The sequence below is a fragment of the Micromonospora humidisoli genome (assembly GCF_016900955.1).
GTDB classification, from domain to species: Bacteria; Actinomycetota; Actinomycetes; order Mycobacteriales; family Micromonosporaceae; genus Micromonospora; species Micromonospora wenchangensis.
The window spans coordinates 734,307-753,533 of sequence record NZ_JAFEUO010000004.1 but is presented as its reverse complement, the minus strand read 5'-3'; the positions used below and the strand labels follow the sequence as shown (position 1 = coordinate 753,533).

Below are 19,227 nucleotides of genomic sequence, written 5' to 3'. Positions count from 1 at the left end.
ACTGATGTCGACCTGGACTCCCGCGGCGTCGACGGGCGCGTCGACTAAAGGGGTGGACCGGGATGGCCGGTGGACGGGGCCGGGGCACGGCCACGCTGATCGCCGTGGCGGTCGTCCTGGGCTGGCTGGTCGTCGGCGCAATCGCCGGACCGTACGCCGGCAAGCTGGGCGACGTCGCCACCAACGACAACGCCGCCTTCCTGCCCGCCGACGCCGAGGCGACCCGCGCCCAGGACCTCGCCGCCGGCTTCGTCGCCCGCCCGACCACCCCCGCCCTGGTGGTGTACGCCCGCAGCACCGGCATCACCGGTGCCGACAAGCAACGGGCGGTCGCCGACAGCACCCGGTTCGCCCAGGTCAAGGGGGTGGTCGGCCCGCTGCCCCCACCGATCGCCAGCCAGGACGGCCAGGCCCTACAGGTGGTGGTGCCGATCGACGACGCCGAGGGGGAACAGATCGGCCGGGTGGTCGACGAGTTGCGGAGCATCGCCGGTGGCGACCGGGACGGGCTCACCGTGGACGTCGCCGGCCCGGCCGGCCTGCTCGCCGACCTGATCGAGGTCTTCTCCGCCATCGACGGGCCACTGCTGCTGGTCACCCTGGTCGTGGTGCTGATCATCCTGCTGGTCGTCTACCGCAGCCCGGTGCTGTGGGTCTTCCCGCTGCTGGCGGCGGGGATGTCGTACGCGCTGGCGGCGGTCTTCGTCTACCAGTTGGCGAAGCACGACGTGATCAAGCTGAACGGGCAGGCTCAGGGCATCCTGACCGTGCTCGTCTTCGGCGCCGGCACCGACTACGCGCTGCTGCTGATCGCCCGCTACCGGGAGGAACTGCACCGGCACGAGCGCCCCTGGGACGCGATGCGCGCCGCCTGGCGGGGTGCCGCCCCGGCCATCGCCGCCTCCGGGGCCACCGTCATCGTGAGCCTGCTCTGCCTGCTGCTGTCCAGCCTCAACTCCAACCGGGCACTCGGTCCGGTGGCCGCCATCGGCATCGCCGCCACCCTGCTGGTGATGCTGACATTCCTGCCCGCGCTGCTGGTGCTCGGCGGCCGGTGGGCGTTCTGGCCGCGTACCCCCGGGGTGGACCGGGCGGACCCGCAGGCCGAACATGGGCTGTGGGCCCGCATCGCCCGTTTCGTCGCCCGCCGGGCCCGGGTGGTGTGGCTGACCACCGCCGTGGTGCTGGCGCTGCTCACCCTCGGCCTCACCCAACTCGGGGCCACCACCCTCGGCCAGTCCGAACTGTTCGCCAACCGCACCGACTCCGTCGCCGGGCAGGAGGTGATCGCCAGGCACTACCCGGGCGGCACCGGCAGTCCGGCGACCATCTTCACCCGACAGCAGACCGCCGGACAGGTCGCCCAGGTCGCGCAGGGCGTGCCCGGGGTGGCCGCCGTACGTCAGGTGACCGGGCGGGACCAGGCCGGCCCGCCCGCCCCGGACGCCCCACCCCTGGTGGTCGACGGGCGGGTGGAACTGGAGGCGACCCTGACCGACCCGCCGGACAGCGACGCCGCCGCCCGGACCATCCGCAACCTGCGCGAGGCGGTGCACCGGGTGCCGGACGCCGACGCCGTGGTCGGCGGGTTCACCGCCATCGACGTGGACACCTCCGACGCCTCCACCCGGGACCGCAACGTCATCATCCCGGTCGTCCTCGTGGTGATCACGGTGATCCTGGCGCTGCTGCTGCGGGCGCTGGTCGCGCCGGTGCTGCTGATCGCGACGGTGGTGCTGTCCTTCCTGGCCACCCTCGGGCTCTGCGCGCTGGTCTTCACCTACCTGCTGGACTTCCCCGGGGTCGACGCGTCGTTCCCGCTGTTCGCCTTCGTGTTCCTGGTCGCGCTGGGCATCGACTACAACATCTTCCTGATGAGCCGGGTCCGTGAGGAGTCCGCCCGGCGGGGCACCCGGGCCGGGGTGCTGGCCGGGCTGACCGTCACCGGCGGGGTGATCACCTCGGCCGGTATCGTGCTCGCCGCCACCTTCTCGGCGCTGGCCGTACTGCCGCTGGTGGTGCTCGTCGAGTTGGGTGTGGCGGTCGCCGTCGGGGTACTGCTGGACACCATCGTGGTCCGCTCACTGCTGGTGCCCGCCCTGGCGTACGACATCGGGCCCACGGTGTGGTGGCCGAGCCGACTGTCCCGGTCGGCGCGCGACGACACGGAGGTGGCACATGGTGGCTGAGACGGACGTGGTGATCGTCGGCGGTGGTCTCGCCGGGCTGGCGGTCGCCCGCCGGCTGCACCGGGCCGGGGTGCCCTGGCGGCTGCTGGAGGCCGGCGACCGGATCGGCGGCCGGGTCGCCACCGACACCGTCGACGGCTACCTGCTCGACCGGGGTTTCCAGGTGCTCAACACCGCCTACCCGAGGCTCGGCACCCTGCTCGACCTGGGCACCCTCGACCTGGGCTGGTTCACCTCCGGGGTGCTGGTCCGCCGCGGCGACCGGCTCGACCGGCTGGTCCACCCGCTGCGCGAACCCGGCGGCACACCCGCCACCGTGCTCGCCGGCGTCGGCTCGCTGCCCGACCGGCTGCGCTTCGCCGCCCTCGCCACCGGCTGCGCCACCCTGCCGGCACACCGGCTGCTCGACGCGCCGGAGACCACCAGCGAGACCGCCCTGCGCCGGGCCGGGCTGTCCGACACCATCATCGAGGAGCTGATCCGGCCGTTCCTGTCCGGCGTGCTGATCGACCGGGAACTGGAGACCTCCAGCCACGTGCTGGCGATGATCCTGCGGTCCTTCGTCCGGGGCCGGATCGGCCTACCCGCCCGGGGGATGGCCGCGCTGCCGCAGGCCGTCGCCGCCCCCCTGCCGGCCGACCTGATCAGCTGCGACACCCCGGTCACCTCGGTCGCCCCCGGCCGGGTCCGCACCCCGGACGGTGAGATCGCCTGCCGCGCCGTCGTGGTCGCCGCCGACCCGACGGCGGCGACCACGCTGCTGCCCACCCTGCCCCGGGTACGCACCCACAGCTACACCACCTACTACCACAGCGCCCCCGAGCCGCCGCTCGACGAACCGATCCTGCTCGTCGACGGCGACCGGCGGGAACTCGTGGCCAACACGGTGGTGGTCAGCCGGGCCGCGCCGTCGTACGCCCCGCCCGGCCGGCATCTCGTGGCGACCTCCGTGGTCGGCCCCACCGCCCCGCCCGAACCGACGATCCGGGCCGAACTGGACCGGCTCTACGGACGCTCCACAGCGGACTGGGAACACCTGACGACGGTGTCGGTCCCCGAGGCGCTGCCCGCCGCGCCACCCCCGCAGGGGCGGCTCCGCAAGCCGGTGGCGCTCGGCGGAGGGCTCTTCGTGGCCGGTGACCACCGGGACAGTCCGTCCATCCAGGGGGCCCTGGCCAGCGGCTGGCGTACCGCCGGTTCGGTGCTCGCACAACTGCGCGCGGCGGGCTGATTCGGGTGCCACCGCAGCCGCTGCTGACTGTTATCCTCGCGTAGCCCATCGTGCCGAACGGTGCCGACGGGTGGCACCGTTGCGGCGGTGGCCGGTGATTCGTCGGGCGGGTTACGATCCGGCGCGGTACGGGGGCGGTAGCTCAGCCGGTTAGAGCAGGGGACTCATAATCCCTCGGTCGCGGGTTCGAACCCCGCCCGCCCCACCAGCGCAGACACTGATCAGTCGATCGGTCGGCCGCCGTCGCCAATCTCTCTATGTCGATCTGTCGATCCGTGAGAACCTGAATCATCGTGTGATCACACGACTACCTACGGCTATTCATGCTGGAGGCGCGCGTGGCGCAGATGTCACTCTTCGGTCCCGGCGAGGCTGGACCCGACCCGAAGCCGGCCGACGACCGCACCGTTCGGCTACAGCTGCTCATTACGGTAAAGGCGGCACCGAACCCGTCAGAGAAGTACGGAGAGACCGTCTGCGTGGCGGGGCTGCGAACGGACGTGTTGCAGCCGACGTGGATTCGCCTCTACCCGATCAACTTCCGGTATCTGCACAGCGACGAGGCGTTCAGGAAGTACGACATCATCTCCGTCGACGCCAAGCCGGCACGGCAGGATCAGCGGCGCGAAAGTTGGAAGCCGATCATGGAGCGGATATCCAGGGAGCGCCATCTCGACGGCTGGCGGTCTCGACAGCCGTTGCTTGATCCGGCTGTCGAGGATTCGATGTGTCGTCTCAACCGTGCTGCTCAGGAGCGCGCTGACGCGCAATCGCTGGCCCTCGTGCGCCCCAAGGAGGTTCGCGGACTCAAGGTCACGCCGCGCGGCGGTTGGGACGAGGACGAGCAACGCAAGATCGAGGCGTACGCGAGTCAGCCGGACCTGTTCAGCGGCCGGAGCAGGTCCCCGCTACAGGCCCCCCGCTTCAAGGCGGCGTACCACTACCGCTGCTACGAGCCCGGGTGCAAGGGGCACAGGCAGCACGTCATCGACTGGGAGTTGGTGGCGCTACAACGCCGGCTCGCTGGCTACTCGGACGCTGCGCTGAAGGAAGCTCTGGAGGCCAAGTTTCTGGGAGAGATGTGCGCGCCGAACCGTGACGTCGCCTTCTATGTCGGCAACCAGGCCAAGCGCGTACACGTCTTCAGCGTGCTGGGCGTGTACTGGCCGAAACGATAGGCATCCGGCCTTCGAGTGCGCGCATCACGACCTGGCGGTGACACCGGCTCTCATCCGCCTCGAAACAGAGCAGCGCCACCAGCTCACGTTGTGCCGTCTCGGCGAGGGCGTCGAGCGCTGCCAGCGACTCGGCGTGGTGTAGCCGAGAGGCGTACACCGCCCGTGCGGACCGCAACTCTTCGGGGTTGCCGCCGAACCCGGGGCGGTTCTCCTTCGGGTTGCCAAGCTCCCGGCGATGCTCGTAAGCGATGCCCTGTGCCGCGAGCGCCTGGCTGAGGGCCGACTTGCTGAATCCACGCTTGCGGGAGATCGGCGTCATCCGGACGTCGACCAGGCGCGTGACGCCCAGGTCGGCGAGGCCGGTCACGAACTCATCGATGGAGCGGCCCTCGTAACCGACACCCAGGATGCCGGTCCGGTGACTCACGGTTGAGGTGACGCTCATCGGGACACCCTCTCATGACTCGTCCGCCAAGACCATCCGGACGGCCGAGAAGTGTGCCGCCCGGCCCCACCTGCGAACGGAACCGGGTCGCAGGTGGCAACGGGTCGGCTCAAGCGCTTTCGGTGGATTGGGCGGTGAGCTGGGCGCGTGCTTGCGGAGTGCTGCGCAGGGGCCGCCCCGGCGGCATCGAGGGAAAGGGAGGGGCAGCGGCCAACGGGTGATCCTGTGACACTGTGCTGACGGGGCGTGTTCTCGGCCTCGTCCGTCCGCATTGACGATCTCCCGAGAAGGTTTGATGACCAACCACAACGCGGTGTTCCGCCTTGGCCGGGTCACCCTGACCCTGACCACGATCGCTGCCGTGACGCTGCTTCCCCTCGGCCCGGCGGCCGGGGCGGACCCCGACCGTAGTGTGACCACGTTCGACCGCCCGGCCCCGGCGACGGCGCGGTGGCGGCTGGAGGCGGTGCCCGGCGTCACCCGGGAGCAGGCACTTGCCGACGGGCAGCCGGCGTTGGGCGGCGACACCCCGCTGACCGGCACGGGCATCAGTTGGCAGGAGGACGCCCGGTTGCTCGGTGCCCCGGCGGTCGGCTTCGACGGCACCTCGTCCTACCTGTCCGCGACGCCGTCGACCCTGGACACCTCCGCGACGTTCTCTCTCGCCACCTGGGTACGGCTGACCGACACCTCGGTCAGCCGGGTCTTCGCCAGCAAGGCCGGCAGCCACCGGGCCACCTTCTCGGTCGGCTACGACAAGGCGAGCAACCGGTGGCAGGTGCAGATGCCCTCGAAGCTCGGCAAGCGCGGCACCATTGCCGTCGCCCGGTCGACGTCGACGCCGGCGGTCGGGCTCTGGACCCATCTGGCGGTGGTGTACGACGCCACCGAGCACACTCTCACCCTGCGGGTCGACGGGGTGGCTGAAGCCGCGGTGGGCAATGTGACAGGCGTCAACGATCCGGCCGGCGAGTTCCGCCTGGGTCGCGGCGACAGCACCTGGTGGCAGGGCAACATGGCCGATGCCCGGCTGTACGCCCGAGCGCTGGTGGGGCAGGATTTCACCGGCTGGCTCGCGTCCGACCCCGGCTCCGGCGGGTTTTCGGAGCCCGGGCTGTTGCGGGCGCCGCTCGCCGGAGCCTGGCGTTTCGAGAGCGGTGTCCCGTGCTACGAGGAGGACATCGATCCGACTCTGTGCTCCGTGTCGGACGGCAGCTCCTTCGGACGCCAGCTCACCCTGACCAAGGGCAGTTTCATCACCGACTCGGCCCGTGGCATGGTGCTGGAGCTCGACGACCGGCACTGGATCGATGATCCGTCCGATCCCCACTTCGGCGAGGCGACCCGGGAGTACGCGCGTACCCAGATCAACCCCGGAGATCCGCGGAATCCGGTCTGGCAGGACGGATCGGTGCTCCGCACCGACCAGTCGTTCGCGGTTTCGGTCTGGGCGCGGCTCGACCCGGCGCGGGGTGCGCAGACGGTCGTCTCCCAGGACGACGGCGACCGCAGCATGTTCCGGTTGGGGTACGAACCGACCGGCGGCGGGCGGTGGGAGTTCCAGGTGCGCGCCGGGGCCGACGACTCCGCGACCACCACGGCGACCGCGTCGGCTGCCGGCCCCGACCAGTGGCATCATCTCGCCGCGGTTCTCGATGCCCGGCATCGGCAGGTGCGGCTGTACGTCGACGGGGTGTCGACGGGCGCGGTGGGGCTGCACCCCGCCTGGCAGCCCGGACAGGCGACCGGTTCCCTGCTGGTCGGCCGGTCCACCACCCCGACGGGGCCGGACGGTTGGCTCTACGGGCAGGTCAGCGATCTCGCTGTCTACCAGGGCATCGTCAGCGACGCGGACGTCCAGCGCATCTACTCCGAACAGCTGGTGACGGCGCTGAGCCGGGGAACCGGCAGAGGTAACTGACCAGCCGGCAGCTGACCGCTACCAACCCCCGGGTCGGGAGCGGTCAGCTGCCGGCCCACCGGGGCGGATCCTCAGCCGGCGGGCGCCGGGCCGTGGAAGGGCAGCCGGTCAGTCCTGGCCGCCGCGGTACTCGTACAGGCCGTCGATCATCCTGCGTTTGAGCGCCGGGACCCGGTCGACCACGCGCAGGTAGCCGCGCATGCCGGCCAGCGCGACGCGCCCCAGCACCGGCTTGTGCACCAGGGCGTCGGCGGTCATCTGCTCCCGGGAGTCCCGGACGGCCTGGAAGCCGTACTCGATCATCCTGGTCTCGTAGTCGTGGACGGCCTCGACCAGCCCCTTGCGTCCGTCGCGGACGAGCGTCAGTTCGTCGGTCAGCCGCTGCGCGTCCCGTAGCGCGGTGTTCGCGCCGACGCCCCGACCCGGCGTCATGGTGTGGATGGCGTCGCCGAGCAGGGTGACGTTCGTGCTGGGCCACGCCGGGATCGGCACCGAGGTGCGGATGGTGATGGCGAACGCGGTGCTCGGGTCGCCGAGGGTGAACAGTTCGCGCAGCCGGGGGCTCCACGTCGGGGTCATCCGCAGGGCCAGCCGGATCAGGTCGTCGCCGCCGTAGCCCGTGACGTCGGCCGGGAACGTGTCGGCCGCCGCCGCGATGCCCCAGTTGAGGTAGTCGCGGGTGTTGTCGAACAGCAGGCCGGGCCACTGTGCCAGCAGTTCGTCGTTGTTCCTCGGTCGGCCCTGCCGGTCCCAGGGGAACTCCATCCAGTGCAGGATGCAGGACTTGCCGCCGGGCGCGAGGACCATGCCGATGCCGGGGAAGTACCGCGTCGGCAGCAGCGCCGTGCTCCGGGGCGTCATCGGCACCTTCGCGGTGATCGCGATGATGCCGGTGTCCTCGGTGCGGGCGTGCGGGAGGTACTGCCGGCGTACCGCCGAGTTGACGCCGTCCGCCGCCACCAGCAGGTCTCCGGTCGCGGTGGTCCCGTCGGCGAAGATAGCGGTGACGCGACCGTCGGCCTGGTGCCGGTAGCCGACGAAGGTCTTGTCGAAGTGGATGACGTCCTGCATGCCGGTGAAGAGCACCTGGCGCAGGGTCATCCGGCTCACCGACTTCTCGCTGTCGACGTCGTCGGTGGGTGGGCGCAGGGGCAGCGCCAGCGTCGGCCGCAGCTGCTCGTCGAAGAACACGAAGTGTTCCGGCGCGCGGGCGCAGGTCGCCACGAACGTGCGGTAGAGCTGGTCGGGCAGGCACGCCTTGAGTGCCCTGCTGCCGTGCGGGTCGATGCCGACCCGGTAGCCGTGCAGGCCGTCGCTGCGGGTGCGGTCCCGCTCGTAGACGGCGACGTTGATGCCGGCTTGCCGCAGGCCGTGGGCCAGGCACATCCCGCCGGTCCCGGCGCCGATCACGAGTACGTCCATGCCACCGCTCCTCTAGAAACTCTGATTACTAGATTTTCTAGATACTGTACGACGGTTCGCTAGAATTTCCCACCATGGGTCTGGCGGAGCAGCTCGGCGAGGCGATGCAGGCGTACCAGCGCGCGGTCGACGTGCTCGACCAGCGCGCCGCCGACCTGCTCGGCCTGAACCGCACCGACATGCGCTGCCTTGAGCTGCTGTTCGCGCCGGAGCCGCCGAGCCCCGGCGAGCTGGCCGCCGCGGCCGGGATGACGACCGGGGGTGTCACCACCGCGATCGACCGGCTGGAACGCGCCGGGTACGCGACCCGGGAACGCGACAGCGCCGACCGCCGCCGGGTGACCGTCCGCCCGACGGAGCTGGCCAACCGGATGGTCGGCACGATCTACGGGCCGATCGTGACCGACGGACAAGCGTTCCTGCGGCGCTACGACGACGAGACGCTGGCGCACATCCTCGAATTCGTCACGCACGCCACGCAGAGCTGTCACGAGCACGCCGAACGGCTGGGCCGGGGCTGAGTCTGCCCACCGTGGCGCTCGGCGTCGCGGGCGTCGTGCGTCTCACCGGAGCCGGCACGGGCCGGGACGCAGCAAAGATGGGTCACGCCAGAGGCGGGATACGGCAAAGGCAGGGGGCCACTGCCTCCCTGCCACTTCTAACTTATATCGCACCCCGGGCCTTGCGGCAAGACCCCGGTGCCGGTGCAGAATCTCCACTCGACGCCAGAACCTGGCGAAATCCGAGATTCGCGAAGCATGCGCCGGTATCGACGCATCAGGCGGCGCGAGCAGTCGAACGGGGACTCCATGATCGACGTGACCATCGTGGGTGGCGGGCCGACCGGTCTGATGCTGGCCACCGAGCTGCGGCTACACGACGTACGGGTGGTGGTGCTGGAACGCGACGCCGAGCCGACCAGCGTGGTGCGTTCGCTCGGCATGCACGTACGCAGCATCGAACTGCTGGACCAGCGGGGCCTGCTGGAGCGGTTCCTCGCACACGGCAGGCAGTTCCAGGTCGGCGGCTACTTCGCCGGCATCGCCAAGGAGTGGCCGTCGCAGCTGGACACCGCGCACGGCTACATCCTCGGCATCCCGCAGCCGGTCACCGAGCAGCTGCTGACCGAGCACGCCACGGCGGTCGGCGTCGAGATCCGGCGGGGCAGCGAACTGGTCGGGCTGAGCCAGGACGGGGACGCGGTGACCGCCGAGCTGGCCGACGGCACCCGCCTGCGTACCCGTTACCTGGTGGGCTGCGACGGCGGCCGCAGCACGGTGCGCAAGCTGCTGGGTGTGGGCTTTCCCGGTGAGCCCACCAGGAACGAGACGCTGCTGGGCGTGATGGAGCTGACCGCGTCGCTCGACGAGGTCGTCGCGGTGATGACCCGGGTGCGCCGGACGCAGCTGCGGTTCGGGGTCGGCCCGGTCGGCGACGGTGAGGGGTTGTACCGCGTCGTCGTACCGGCCGCCGGGGTCAGTGAGGACCGGGCGGTCGCACCGACCATCGAGGACTTCCGGCAGCAGTTGTGGGCGACCGCCGGCACGGACTTCGGGGTGCACTCGCCCCGTTGGCTGTCCCGCTTCGGCGACGCCACCCGGCTGGCCGAGCGGTACCGGGTCGACCGGGTGCTGCTGGCCGGCGACGCGGCGCACGTGCACCCGCCGCTGGGCGGGCAGGGGCTCAACCTCGGTCTCCAGGACGCGTTCAACCTGGGCTGGAAGCTGGCCGCGCAGGTCGCCGGCTGGGCGCCGGCGGGCCTGCTGGACACCTACCAGGCGGAGCGCCGGCCGGTGGCTGCGGACGTGCTGGACAACACCCGGGCGCAGACGGAGCTGATGTCGCTGGAGGCCGGCCCGCAGGCGGTGCGTCGGCTGCTGACCGAGCTGATGGACTTCGAGCAGGTGAACCGGTACCTGATCGAGAAGATCACCGCGATCTCGGTCCGCTACGACCTCGGTGCCGACCACGACCTGGTCGGCCGGCGGCTGCGGGACGTGGAGCTGAAGCGGGGACGCCTCTACGGGCTGATGCACCGGGGTCGGGGGCTGTTGCTGGACCAGACCGGGGAACTGTCGGTGGCGGGCTGGGCCGACCGGGTCGACCACGTCGTCGACGGCGGCGGGGAACTGGAGGCGCCCGCGCTGCTGCTGCGGCCCGACGGGCACGTCGCGTGGGTCGGTGACGACCAGCAGGAGCTGCGCGACCGGCTGTCCCGGTGGTTCGGCGTCGCCGCCGCGTGACCAGGGCTGTGCCCCCGGGGTGGGCCGGGGCGCGGTGTGCCGACGCCGTGCCCGGCCACCCCGAACGGGGCGGCCGGGCACGGACGGTGGAGCGGGTCGGTCAGGCGACCGTGCAGGCCGCGCCGTTGAGGGTGAACGAGGAGGGCTTGGCGGTGTTGCCGGTGTGGTTGGCCTGGAAGCCGATGTCGATCGAGCCACCGGCCGGGATGGTGCCGTTGTAGCTGGCGTTGCGCGCCGTCACCTGCCCCGACGAGGGGGAGTAGGTGGCGTTCCAGCCGGAGGTGATGCTCTGCCCGCCGGGCAGCGTGAACACCAGGGACCAGCCGTTCACGGCGCTGGAACCGGTGTTGGTGATGGTCAGGTTCTCGGTCAGGCCGCTGTTCCAGGCGTTGACGCTGGCGGTGACCCGGCAGGCCCCGGAGCTGGGCGGCGGGGTGGTCGTCGGCGGGGGCGTGGTGGGCGGCGGGGTGGTCGGCGGAGGCGTGGTGGGCGGGGGCGTGGTGGGCGGCGGGGTGGTGGGCGGCGTGGTCGGGGTCGGGTTGGTCAGGCCGAAGAACTGGAGGGCGACGGCGGCCATCCCGCCGGCGGGCAGGCTGTGCCCCGCCCCCTGGATGCTGTACGCCTCGACGAGCACGTTGCCGCTGGCGTCGGCGTAGCGGCGGCGGTTCCAGCCGGACTGTGGGGTGTCGGTGGAGGTGGGCGTCTGGCTGAGCCCGAACACGTTCGTCCACTGCTCGATGGTCTCCTGGAGCAGCGAGTACGGCACCAGGGTGTCGGCGGTGCCGTGCCACAGCTGCACCTTCGGCCGGGGGCCGGTGTACCCGGGGTACGCCTGCTGGCGTACCGCGTCGCCCCACTGCTGCGGGGTGCGGTTCATGTTCCCGCCGGTGCACTGGCTGGCGCCGGGCGGGTAGTCGGCCGCGTTGGCGAAGCAGTTGTAGGGCACCCCCATGAAGGCGGCCCCGGCGGCGAACACGTCCGGGTAGACCGCCAGCATGTGGTTGGTCATCATGCCGCCCGACGAGCTGCCGGTGGCGAACACCCGGCGGGGGTCGCCGCCGTACTGCCGCTCGGTGTAGGTGATCATCGAGACGATCGACACGGGGTCGCTGCCGCCGCCCCGGCGCTTCGCGGCGTCCGACCAGGTGTCGAAGCAGTTGCCGAAGCCGGCCTGCTGGGTCGCCGACGGGTAGATCACGATGTAGCCGTACCGGTCGGCGAGCGAGGCGAACTCGCTGCTGGAGTAGAAGCCGGGGCCGGTGCCGCCGCAGCCGTGCATGGCCACCACGATCGCCGGGTTGGTCGGGCGGGTGTTCGGCACGTAGATGTGCATCCGCATCCGACCGGGGTTGTCGCCGAAGTTGGTCACCTCGACCAGCGACGCGGCGTACGCCGGCTGGAGCGTCGGGACCACCAGGGCGGCTGCCGCCACGGTGGCCACCAGCGGCGCCGCCAGGGCGAGCAGCAGTTTCCGTCTGATTCTCATGGGCGTGACTCCCTCACAGGTTGAGATCGGCCGCGCGACCGTGCGGCACGGGTACGCCCGGATGCCCGTGTCGTCCGCGCCGGCCCACTACGTCCGGCATGCCCTGCCCCGGCCCCAGGGCATTGCATGGCACTTAGTGTTCTCCTCGGTCCGACAAGTGTCAATCGAATGACCTCGATACACTTGACGGTCACCGGTTCCGCCCCGGACCGCGTTCGGTAGGCGGGCACCGGTGCGCCGTCTACAGTCGGTGCCACCGTCGCCCAGCCGAGCCCGGAGCGTCCCAGTGCCACACCCGTTCGACATCGAGGAGATCTTCCCCGACGACGGGGACCACCCGGTGCGGCTGCCCCGACGGCAGGCCGGCAACTCGCCCCAGGGCGTCGCGGTGACCCTGCTGGCCGACTACACGCTGCGGACCCGGGCGTGGCTGCCGTCCGCCGCCATCGTCGCGCTGCTGGCCGAGTCCGACGTCAGCCTCGCCGGCGCGCGGACCGTGATCAGCCGGCTGGCCCGCCGGGGCGTACTGGAGGGCAGCCGGCAGGGCCGGCGCAGCTCGTACCGGCTCAGCCGGTCCGCCGCCGTCAGCCTCTCCGTCGGCGGCAGCTGGGTGATGGCCGCGACCACCACCACCCAGCCGTGGGACGAGTGCTGGACCCTCGTCGCGTTCTCCCTGCCCCAGGAGCGCAGCGCGCAACGACGTGCCCTGCGCGGCCAACTCCGCTGGCTGGGCTACGCGCCGCTGTACGACGGACTGTGGATCTCGCCGCACGAACTGACCCCGAAGGCGCGGGCCCAGCTCACCCAGCTCCACCTCGGGGCGGTCACCGTGTTCCGGGGCCGTCGGGTCGACCTCGACGCGGTCGCCGGCCGCGACCCGCTCGACGCCTGGGACGTCGCGGCGGTCGCCGAACAGTACGAGAGCTTCCTGCGGCGCTGGCGGCCCCTGCTGCCACGGATCGCCGCCGGCCGGGTCGACGGCGCGGAGGCGGTCCGGGCCCGGACCGAGGTGATGGACACCTTCCGGCGGTTCCCCACCCTCGACCCCCAGCTACCGCTGCGGCTGCTGCCCGCCGGCTGGCTGCGCGGCCCCGCCCGGGAGACCTTCGCCGCCGTCTACGACGGACTCGCCGACACCGCCGAGCGGCACGTCCGGGCCGTCGTCGCCCGGTTCGCCGACGGTACGCAGGCCGACGTGCGGGCGCACACCACCGCCGACCTGCTGGCCGGCGTGTGCGCCACCGAAACCCGGCACGCCGCCCCACCCGACCTGGCGCAGTCGTCCCCCGCGCACTGACCCGTCAACCGCCGGCCCCACGGCCCGCTCAGAGTTTCAGCCCCTCGACGGTGCCCAGGTCGTACCAGGTGAGGGAGAAGGGGTCGTCGCCGGACGGCACGACCGGGAACACGCCCCAGCTCTCCAGGACCGCACCGGGCCGCAGGGTGAAATCCGTGCCGGGCCGCTGCGACGCGCAGTACGTGTCGACCGGGAAGACCTCCCGCCCGTCGGCCAGCGTCAGATGCGACGACTGGAGATCCGCCGTCCGGGCCGGGCAGCTGAGCACCCAGCCGCCGGGGGACCGGGTCGCATAGCGCAGCTGCACCCGCAACGTACCCGCCGTGACCTCCAGACCCGTGACGGTCGCCGTGTTCTGCCCGTCGTCGTACAGGAGGCGACTCATCTGCCGTGGGCCGGCCTCCGGCGACGCCGAAGCGACCGCGCCGGGCACGGTGGTCGACGGGGCGGGGCTGCCGGGGGTCGGCTGTGTGGGCCCGGAGGTGGTCACCCCGGCCGGGGCCGCCGCGTCCGGACCCGGCCCGGTCGACTCCGGCCCGTCGGGCGTGAGCCAGACCACGGCGGCGGCCCCCAGCGACACGATGACGACGACGCCGACGATCAACCCGATCAGATGCTTGCGCAACATCGATGATCCTTACTGCCGGTGAACAGGCTCCTTCCACGCTAGATCGCGGTGGCAAGATCCGCAGGGTGGAGGGTTCGTCGAGCTCACCTGCGGCGGGCCCGGTCCAGCACCTCCTCGGCGGTGAGCGGACTACGCGGATGATGGCTGAGCGACAGCGGGGTCCTGATCTTCACCGGTGCGGCCCCCTCGGCGGCGAGGTAGAACTCGCCGGTGCCGAGCCGGGCGACGTCGACGATGTCGCCACCCTTCGCCTTGGCCATCTCCCGGGCGGCCTCGATCTGGATCGGGCTGTTCAACCGGCCGTAGAGCTGGGTCGCCGCGTTGCCCGGGATCCGGTTGTGCAACCCCTTGGGCGCCTGGGTGGCGAAGACCAGCCCCAGGCCGTACTTGCGGGCCTGCGCTGCCAGCGCCAGCGTGCTCTGGGTGCACGGCGTCATCGCGCCGGACGGGGCGAACGTCTGTGCCTCGTCCATCACCAGCAGCCCGAGCAGCGGCCTGTCGTTCGCCGGGTGCTTCCTGATCCAGGCGAACAACGCCATCTGCAACTGGTTGACGAAGCCCTGCCGGGCCTCGTCGGACTGCAACCCGACGAGGCTGACCACGGAGATCCGGGCCCGCGCGCCGGGGGCGGGGGTGAGCAGCAGCCCCGGGTCCATCGGGCTGCCCTCGCCGCCGAACAGCGGATCGTTGACCATCGCCGCGGCCAGCGACTGCGCGATCCCCACCCCGATCTTGTCCGCCCCGTCGATGTCCAGCAGCCCGTCCGGCAGATCGGCCAGGGTGTCGATCAGCCCCTGCACCCGGCTGCCGCCCCGCCGGCCGTAGTGCTCGACGGCCTTACGCAGCACGGCGAGCCCCAGGTGGACCTTGTTGGTCCGACCGGTCAGCTGGGCGCGCGGCGCGAGCGACGCGACAGCCGCCTCCACGGCCTCGTGGAACTCGTCGGGGTCGTCGCGCACGCCCCGGAAGTCCGGCAGCGGCTGGAAGCTCAACGGGCGGCCCGACGACCGGCGCGGCGTCCACACCACCACGTCGGTCCCGGCGAGGTAGTCGTCGGCCTTCTCCGCGTCGCCGGCGCGCCAGTCCGGCGGCGGCTCCGGCCACCCGTCACCGAGCCGGGCCAGGTCGTTGTTGGGGTCGAGGACGATGGCGGAGACCCCGGCGAGGGCACACTCCTCCAGGATGCGCCGGATCAGCACGGTCTTGCCCGACCCGGAGCCGGCGAAGATGGTGGTGTGCTTGCGGAGGGCTTCGAGCGGGAGGGACACGGGTTCGTCGGTGCGGTGGTCGTACCCCACGGTGAGGCACGGACCCGACTTCTCACCGCCGGCCGGTGGTGGGTCGACGTCCCCCGAGCCGGGCCTCCCGCCGGCTGTCCCCGCGTCGACCGATTCCACCTCGGTCGGTGTCGTCTCGGTCGGTCCTGCGGTGACCGGTCCGGTGTGGTTCGGGCGTACCGCTGGACCGGCTTTGTGGTCACCGGCAGCATCGGAGAGCCAGCCATCGGCGGAAGCGAGGGCCTGCTGCAACACGGAGAGGTCCCGGGTCGGTTGACGGGTGGTCAACCAGCCCTGGATGTCGGCGGGGGACTCGGCCAGCATGACCCGCAGCGCCCCGAGGATGCGAAGATCCTCGTGGTCCAGCGGCAGGATCGTCCCGCCGGCCTGAGTGAAGGCCGTGACCGCCTGCCGGGTCTTCGCCCCGCTCGACCAGGCCCCGTTGCGGAGCAGGAAGAGCTTGCGGCGGGCCACCCGGGCGTCGAGCCCCGCCACCGTGCACGCCTTACGCAGCCGGGCCAGCGCGGCGATGGCGTGGTGTTCCTCGCTGATCGCCCGGAAACACCAGTGGACCTGGTCCTCGGTGGCCTCGTCGAGGGTGAGCCGGAGCCGGGCGTGCAGCGGCGGCTGGGCGCTCGGGGGCGGGTCCACGCTGAACGATCCGCCGCCCTCGCCGCGCGCCATCACCCAGGCGGTCAGCCCCGCCGCGAGCAACGCCGGGACCGTGCCGTCCTCGCTGTCGCGGGCCAGCGGGGCGGAAACGTCGACCTCGCTCTTGAGCTGGGCGAATCTCGCGTCGAAGCGATCGAGGTCCGCGACGGGGGGCAGGTCCGGGCCGTGGGGTTGCGGCTGCGCCGCGGCACCGAGCCGGTCGAGCTCCCGCACCTCGCCGGCCACGACGCAGGCCCGGACGTGCCGGTCGATGTCGATCAGCAACTGCCTGGGGGTCATCCCCTCGGCCTGCGCGAAGGCTTCCGGCCGCACCGGCCACGACGGATACGGGGGTACGAAGCCGCGCTCGGCGAACCGGGCGGCGAACCGCCGTTCGACGATCTGCCGGGCCAGGGCGGCGTCGTGGATGGTGGTGAGCCGGGGCGCCACCCGGAACCTGTCGCTCACCGTCCCCACCGTCCGGCTCCTGATGATCGTCCACGAGGTCGGCAGGCAGGCCACCAGGGTGAGCGTGCGGCGGGTGAGCTGGCGCAGCGACATCAGGCCGTCGGCGATCCGGGCGTGCACCGCGGCCTGCTCCGGGTCGTCCTGCGCGCCGGGCCGGGCGTGCAGGGCGTCACCGCTGGCCACGGACTGCGCGATCAGGGTGTCGATCTGGTCGACGGCGATCACGGACGGGCCGGTGAGGGCCAGCAGCCAGGAGAGTTCCTGGACGATCTGCTGCGCGGTGCGGGGGGCCCGCCGCATGCCCCAGGCACCGCGTTCGCCCGGTTCCCCCTCCTCGCCCGAGGTGAAGTAGTTCTCCGCGATGTCCCGGTGGGTGCCGTCCTCCGAGACGCTCAGCGCGAGCGCCCGCGCCGTCTCCCGGCAGGCACGGGCCACGTGCGGCGCGTACCCGACGAGCCCTTCGACGAACGCGTCCAGGGCCGGCCGGGTCAGTTCGGTGTCGCCCATCACCGCCCGGCGGGCCGACCGGGGTGCCCCGACCATCGAGGAGAGCCGGCGCAGCAGCAGCCGGAGCTGGCTCTCCCCGTCGGGCACCGGCCGGGCCAGCCCGTCGAGCATGGCGGTGAGCACGCTGTCCCAGAAGCCGCGCGCGTCGAGCAGGCCGACCAGGAAGAAGTAGCCGTCCTGCTGCTGCACCTGCTGGCGGATCCAGCCCAGCAGGTGGGTCTTGCCCGAGCCGCGCTGACCCTGGAGCACCAACCCGATCGGGCTGCTGTCGGCGCTGTTCCGGGCGTCGGCCACCCCGTCGAGGACGTCGCGGACCACGGCGGTGTGCAGGCCCTCCACGTGGAACGGCGAGGGCCGCCAGACGTCGTCGGGCACCGGTGCCCAGTCGAGCCTGAGCGCCGCCAGGGCCGCCTGTTCCGCCACGGTCATCCCACCCCGATCGCCAGCAGGTGCTTGTCCTGGCCGCCGAGCCGCAGGGCCGCCGCCACGTCCGCCGGGGTCAGCAGCTTCTGGTTCTCTTCCGGGACGATGTCGACGTCCGGCTCGCGTTCCAGGTCCCGCAGCGCCCCGTCGAGGTCGGCGGGGTCGACGTCGCCGAAGAACGGCCGCAGCCGGGTCAGGCTGACCCAGGCCCCCGGTTCGGCGGCCAATGCCGCATAGGCGTGCCGGACGCGGAGCCCGAGGGTACGCCGCTGGTCCGGTTGCCCCGTGCCGGCCCGTACGTCGGTCAACGCGAACATCTCACCGAACGTGCGGTAGTCGCTGCGGCCCATCACCCGGTCCCGCAGGTTCACCTGCAACGCCGTCAGCGCCCCGCCGAGGATGCGGCCCTGCGCCGACTGGAAGTTGAGGTCCTCCTGCACCCGGACCCACCCTTTGTCGGCGAGCTGGTGCAGGAAGGTGTTGCCGTCGCGGCGGCTGTCCAGGAAGCCGAGCCGGTTGAGCTTGTCCCGGTACGACTTGCGGACGTCGACGCCGTAGCGCTTGCGCAACTCGGTGTTGGGCACCTCCCGGGCCTCGGCCATCAACACGATCAGGATCGCGCTCTCGGAGGGGGTGAGGTCATCGCGGGGCATGGAACGTTCCTTCCGCCATGTCGCGTCGTCGGGCCCGGATGACGGTGCCGATCTGGTGCACCACCGCCCCGACGTCGTGGTTGATTCGGGCATTGGTGAAGCGCAGGACGGCGTAACCGTCCATCTGCAACCGCACGTCGCGCTGCCGGTCCGCCTCGAACCGGTCCGGCCGGCAGTGCTCCGGGCCGTCGACCTCGACGACACAGCGTTCCGCGGGCCAGAGCAGGTCGGGGCAGACCGGGGGCGCGAGGGGATGCGACTGGTGGTAGCGGTTCCAGACCCGGCCCGCCGCCCAGCCCTCGGCGGCCAGTGCCGCCTCCAGTGCCGCCTCGGTGGCGCTGCCGGGATGGGGACGCCCGAGCACCGTCGGTGGCGTGGCCGGGACCGGCCGGGGTGGCGTGGCCGGGACCGGCCCCGGCGGCGTCGCCGCCGGGGTGAGCACGACGTCGACCACCCGGTCCTCGTGCCGCAACGGCGTCCCGGTCAGCCACACGGCGGCCCGGCCGTGGTGGCACAGCCACTCCGCGCCCGCCACGACGGCCCGTTCCCCGGCCGGGTCGAGACCGGCGGGCACCTCGACCAGCAGGCTCAGCCGGGGCCGGTCGAAGCCGTCCGCCACCACCCGGGTCAACCCGGGACAGCGGACCTCCGGGGGGAACGGGTCGGTCGGTGGCCGCCGCCCGGACACCGCCACACCGGCGAGGTACGCCAGGAACGGCGCGGAGTGCGCGGAGCCCCGCGCCCGCCGGCCGGCTGCGGCCCGGACGGCGGCCAGGCCGAACGGGTCGGCGCGGGCCACGTGCGCGGCCTCGGGAAGCCAGCCGGGCAGCAGCGCCACCGCCACCCGTTCGAGGTCGTCCAGGACGGCACGGACGAAGGAACCGGGGGTACGGGTCGGGCCGGGTCGCAGCACGACGGCGACCGGGCCGGCCGCGTCCCCGGTGGTGGCCGCCGCGACCGTGTCGGTGGGTACGCCGCGCAGCTGCACGACGCGGTCCGCCGGTAACCCGGCGATCTGCTGGAGGAGACTCATGGCAGGTCACCGGCGTGGACCGCGACCGCCGTTTCCCGGGGGAGGTCGGATCGGGCGGAACTCAGCGGTCTTCATCCTCCCGTGTGGCTGTCGGCCGAACCCGCACACACTACGAAGCGGTTCACTGGAAGCGCCAGAGCCGTCCCCGGTCAGTCGTGCTTCGGACAGCTGGACG

Annotated in this window: 14 protein-coding genes and 1 tRNA gene; 8 read left to right on the top strand and 7 right to left on the bottom strand. The window is 72.2% G+C overall.

The features are described from left to right. Positions 1–62 precede the first annotated feature (62 nt). The 4 genes from JQN84_RS18160 to JQN84_RS18145 all read left to right on the top strand — a co-directional run bounded on the left by JQN84_RS18160 (position 63) and on the right by JQN84_RS18145 (position 4,598). Positions 63–2,189 carry an MMPL family transporter gene (locus tag JQN84_RS18160; protein ID WP_204959512.1) on the top strand — a complete coding sequence of 709 codons (2,127 nt, stop codon included), beginning with the start codon at positions 63–65 and terminating at the stop codon, positions 2,187–2,189. Next, a complete protein-coding gene (locus JQN84_RS18155; RefSeq protein ID WP_204959511.1) occupies positions 2,179–3,420 on the top strand; it encodes an NAD(P)/FAD-dependent oxidoreductase in 1,242 nt (413 codons plus the stop codon). The genes JQN84_RS18160 and JQN84_RS18155 overlap by 11 nt, the downstream gene beginning before the upstream one ends. Before the next feature lie 131 nt (positions 3,421–3,551). Then, positions 3,552–3,628: transfer RNA gene (locus JQN84_RS18150), tRNA-Ile, on the top strand. Between the two features lie 115 nt (positions 3,629–3,743). Next, a complete protein-coding gene (locus tag JQN84_RS18145; RefSeq protein ID WP_239485536.1) occupies positions 3,744–4,598 on the top strand; it encodes a DUF8757 domain-containing protein in 855 nt (284 codons plus the stop codon). Here the strand turns inward: JQN84_RS18145 and JQN84_RS18140 are convergent. Continuing rightward, a complete protein-coding gene (locus JQN84_RS18140) occupies positions 4,564–5,043 on the bottom strand; it encodes a DUF488 domain-containing protein (protein ID WP_239485535.1) in 480 nt (159 codons plus the stop codon). The two genes, JQN84_RS18145 and JQN84_RS18140, sit on opposite strands and share 35 nt — an antisense overlap. Before the next feature lie 295 nt (positions 5,044–5,338). Between JQN84_RS18140 and JQN84_RS18135 the strand changes: the two genes are divergently transcribed. Continuing rightward, complete coding sequence (locus JQN84_RS18135) at positions 5,339–6,964, top strand: LamG domain-containing protein (RefSeq protein WP_204959510.1); 1,626 nt, start codon at positions 5,339–5,341, stop codon at positions 6,962–6,964. A 108-nt stretch (positions 6,965–7,072) separates the two neighbouring features. Here the strand turns inward: JQN84_RS18135 and JQN84_RS18130 are convergent, their stop codons facing one another. Further along, the gene (locus tag JQN84_RS18130; protein ID WP_204959509.1) at positions 7,073–8,386 is read right to left on the bottom strand and encodes an FAD-dependent oxidoreductase; all 1,314 of its coding nucleotides are present in this window, start codon (positions 8,384–8,386) and stop codon (positions 7,073–7,075) included. 74 nt (positions 8,387–8,460) lie between these two features. Between JQN84_RS18130 and JQN84_RS18125 the strand changes: the two genes are divergently transcribed. Together JQN84_RS18125 and rox are read left to right on the top strand one after the other, a co-directional pair. Continuing rightward, positions 8,461–8,907 (top strand): MarR family winged helix-turn-helix transcriptional regulator, encoded by a 447-nt coding sequence (locus JQN84_RS18125; RefSeq protein WP_204959508.1) that lies wholly within the window; start codon positions 8,461–8,463, stop codon positions 8,905–8,907. 288 nt (positions 8,908–9,195) lie between these two features. After that, positions 9,196–10,629 (top strand): rifampin monooxygenase, encoded by a 1,434-nt coding sequence (rox, locus tag JQN84_RS18120; RefSeq protein WP_204959507.1) that lies wholly within the window; start codon positions 9,196–9,198, stop codon positions 10,627–10,629. Between the two features lie 100 nt (positions 10,630–10,729). Here the strand turns inward: rox and JQN84_RS18115 are convergent, their stop codons facing one another. Then, positions 10,730–12,115: an extracellular catalytic domain type 1 short-chain-length polyhydroxyalkanoate depolymerase gene (locus JQN84_RS18115; protein WP_204959506.1), complete on the bottom strand. Its 1,386-nt coding sequence runs from the start codon at positions 12,113–12,115 to the stop codon at positions 10,730–10,732. Between the two features lie 286 nt (positions 12,116–12,401). Between JQN84_RS18115 and JQN84_RS18110 the strand changes: the two genes are divergently transcribed. Further along, the gene (locus tag JQN84_RS18110) at positions 12,402–13,412 is read left to right on the top strand and encodes a PaaX family transcriptional regulator (RefSeq protein WP_204959505.1); all 1,011 of its coding nucleotides are present in this window, start codon (positions 12,402–12,404) and stop codon (positions 13,410–13,412) included. A 28-nt stretch (positions 13,413–13,440) separates the two neighbouring features. On the opposite strand, the gene JQN84_RS18105 is transcribed toward JQN84_RS18110, so the two are convergent. From JQN84_RS18105 to JQN84_RS18090, 4 genes are all read right to left on the bottom strand, one after another. Then, positions 13,441–14,040 carry a hypothetical protein gene (locus JQN84_RS18105; RefSeq protein ID WP_204959504.1) on the bottom strand — a complete coding sequence of 200 codons (600 nt, stop codon included), beginning with the start codon at positions 14,038–14,040 and terminating at the stop codon, positions 13,441–13,443. An 83-nt stretch (positions 14,041–14,123) separates the two neighbouring features. Next, positions 14,124–17,372: an ATP-binding protein gene (locus JQN84_RS18100; RefSeq protein ID WP_204959503.1), complete on the bottom strand. Its 3,249-nt coding sequence runs from the start codon at positions 17,370–17,372 to the stop codon at positions 14,124–14,126. Further along, positions 17,369–18,019, bottom strand: a complete 651-nt coding sequence (locus JQN84_RS18095; RefSeq protein ID WP_204959502.1) for a hypothetical protein — start codon at positions 18,017–18,019, stop codon at positions 17,369–17,371. The genes JQN84_RS18100 and JQN84_RS18095 overlap by 4 nt, the downstream gene beginning before the upstream one ends. Beyond that, complete coding sequence (locus JQN84_RS18090; RefSeq protein WP_204959501.1) at positions 18,006–19,052, bottom strand: endonuclease domain-containing protein; 1,047 nt, start codon at positions 19,050–19,052, stop codon at positions 18,006–18,008. The genes JQN84_RS18095 and JQN84_RS18090 overlap by 14 nt, the downstream gene beginning before the upstream one ends. Between the last annotated feature and the right edge of the window lie 175 nt (positions 19,053–19,227).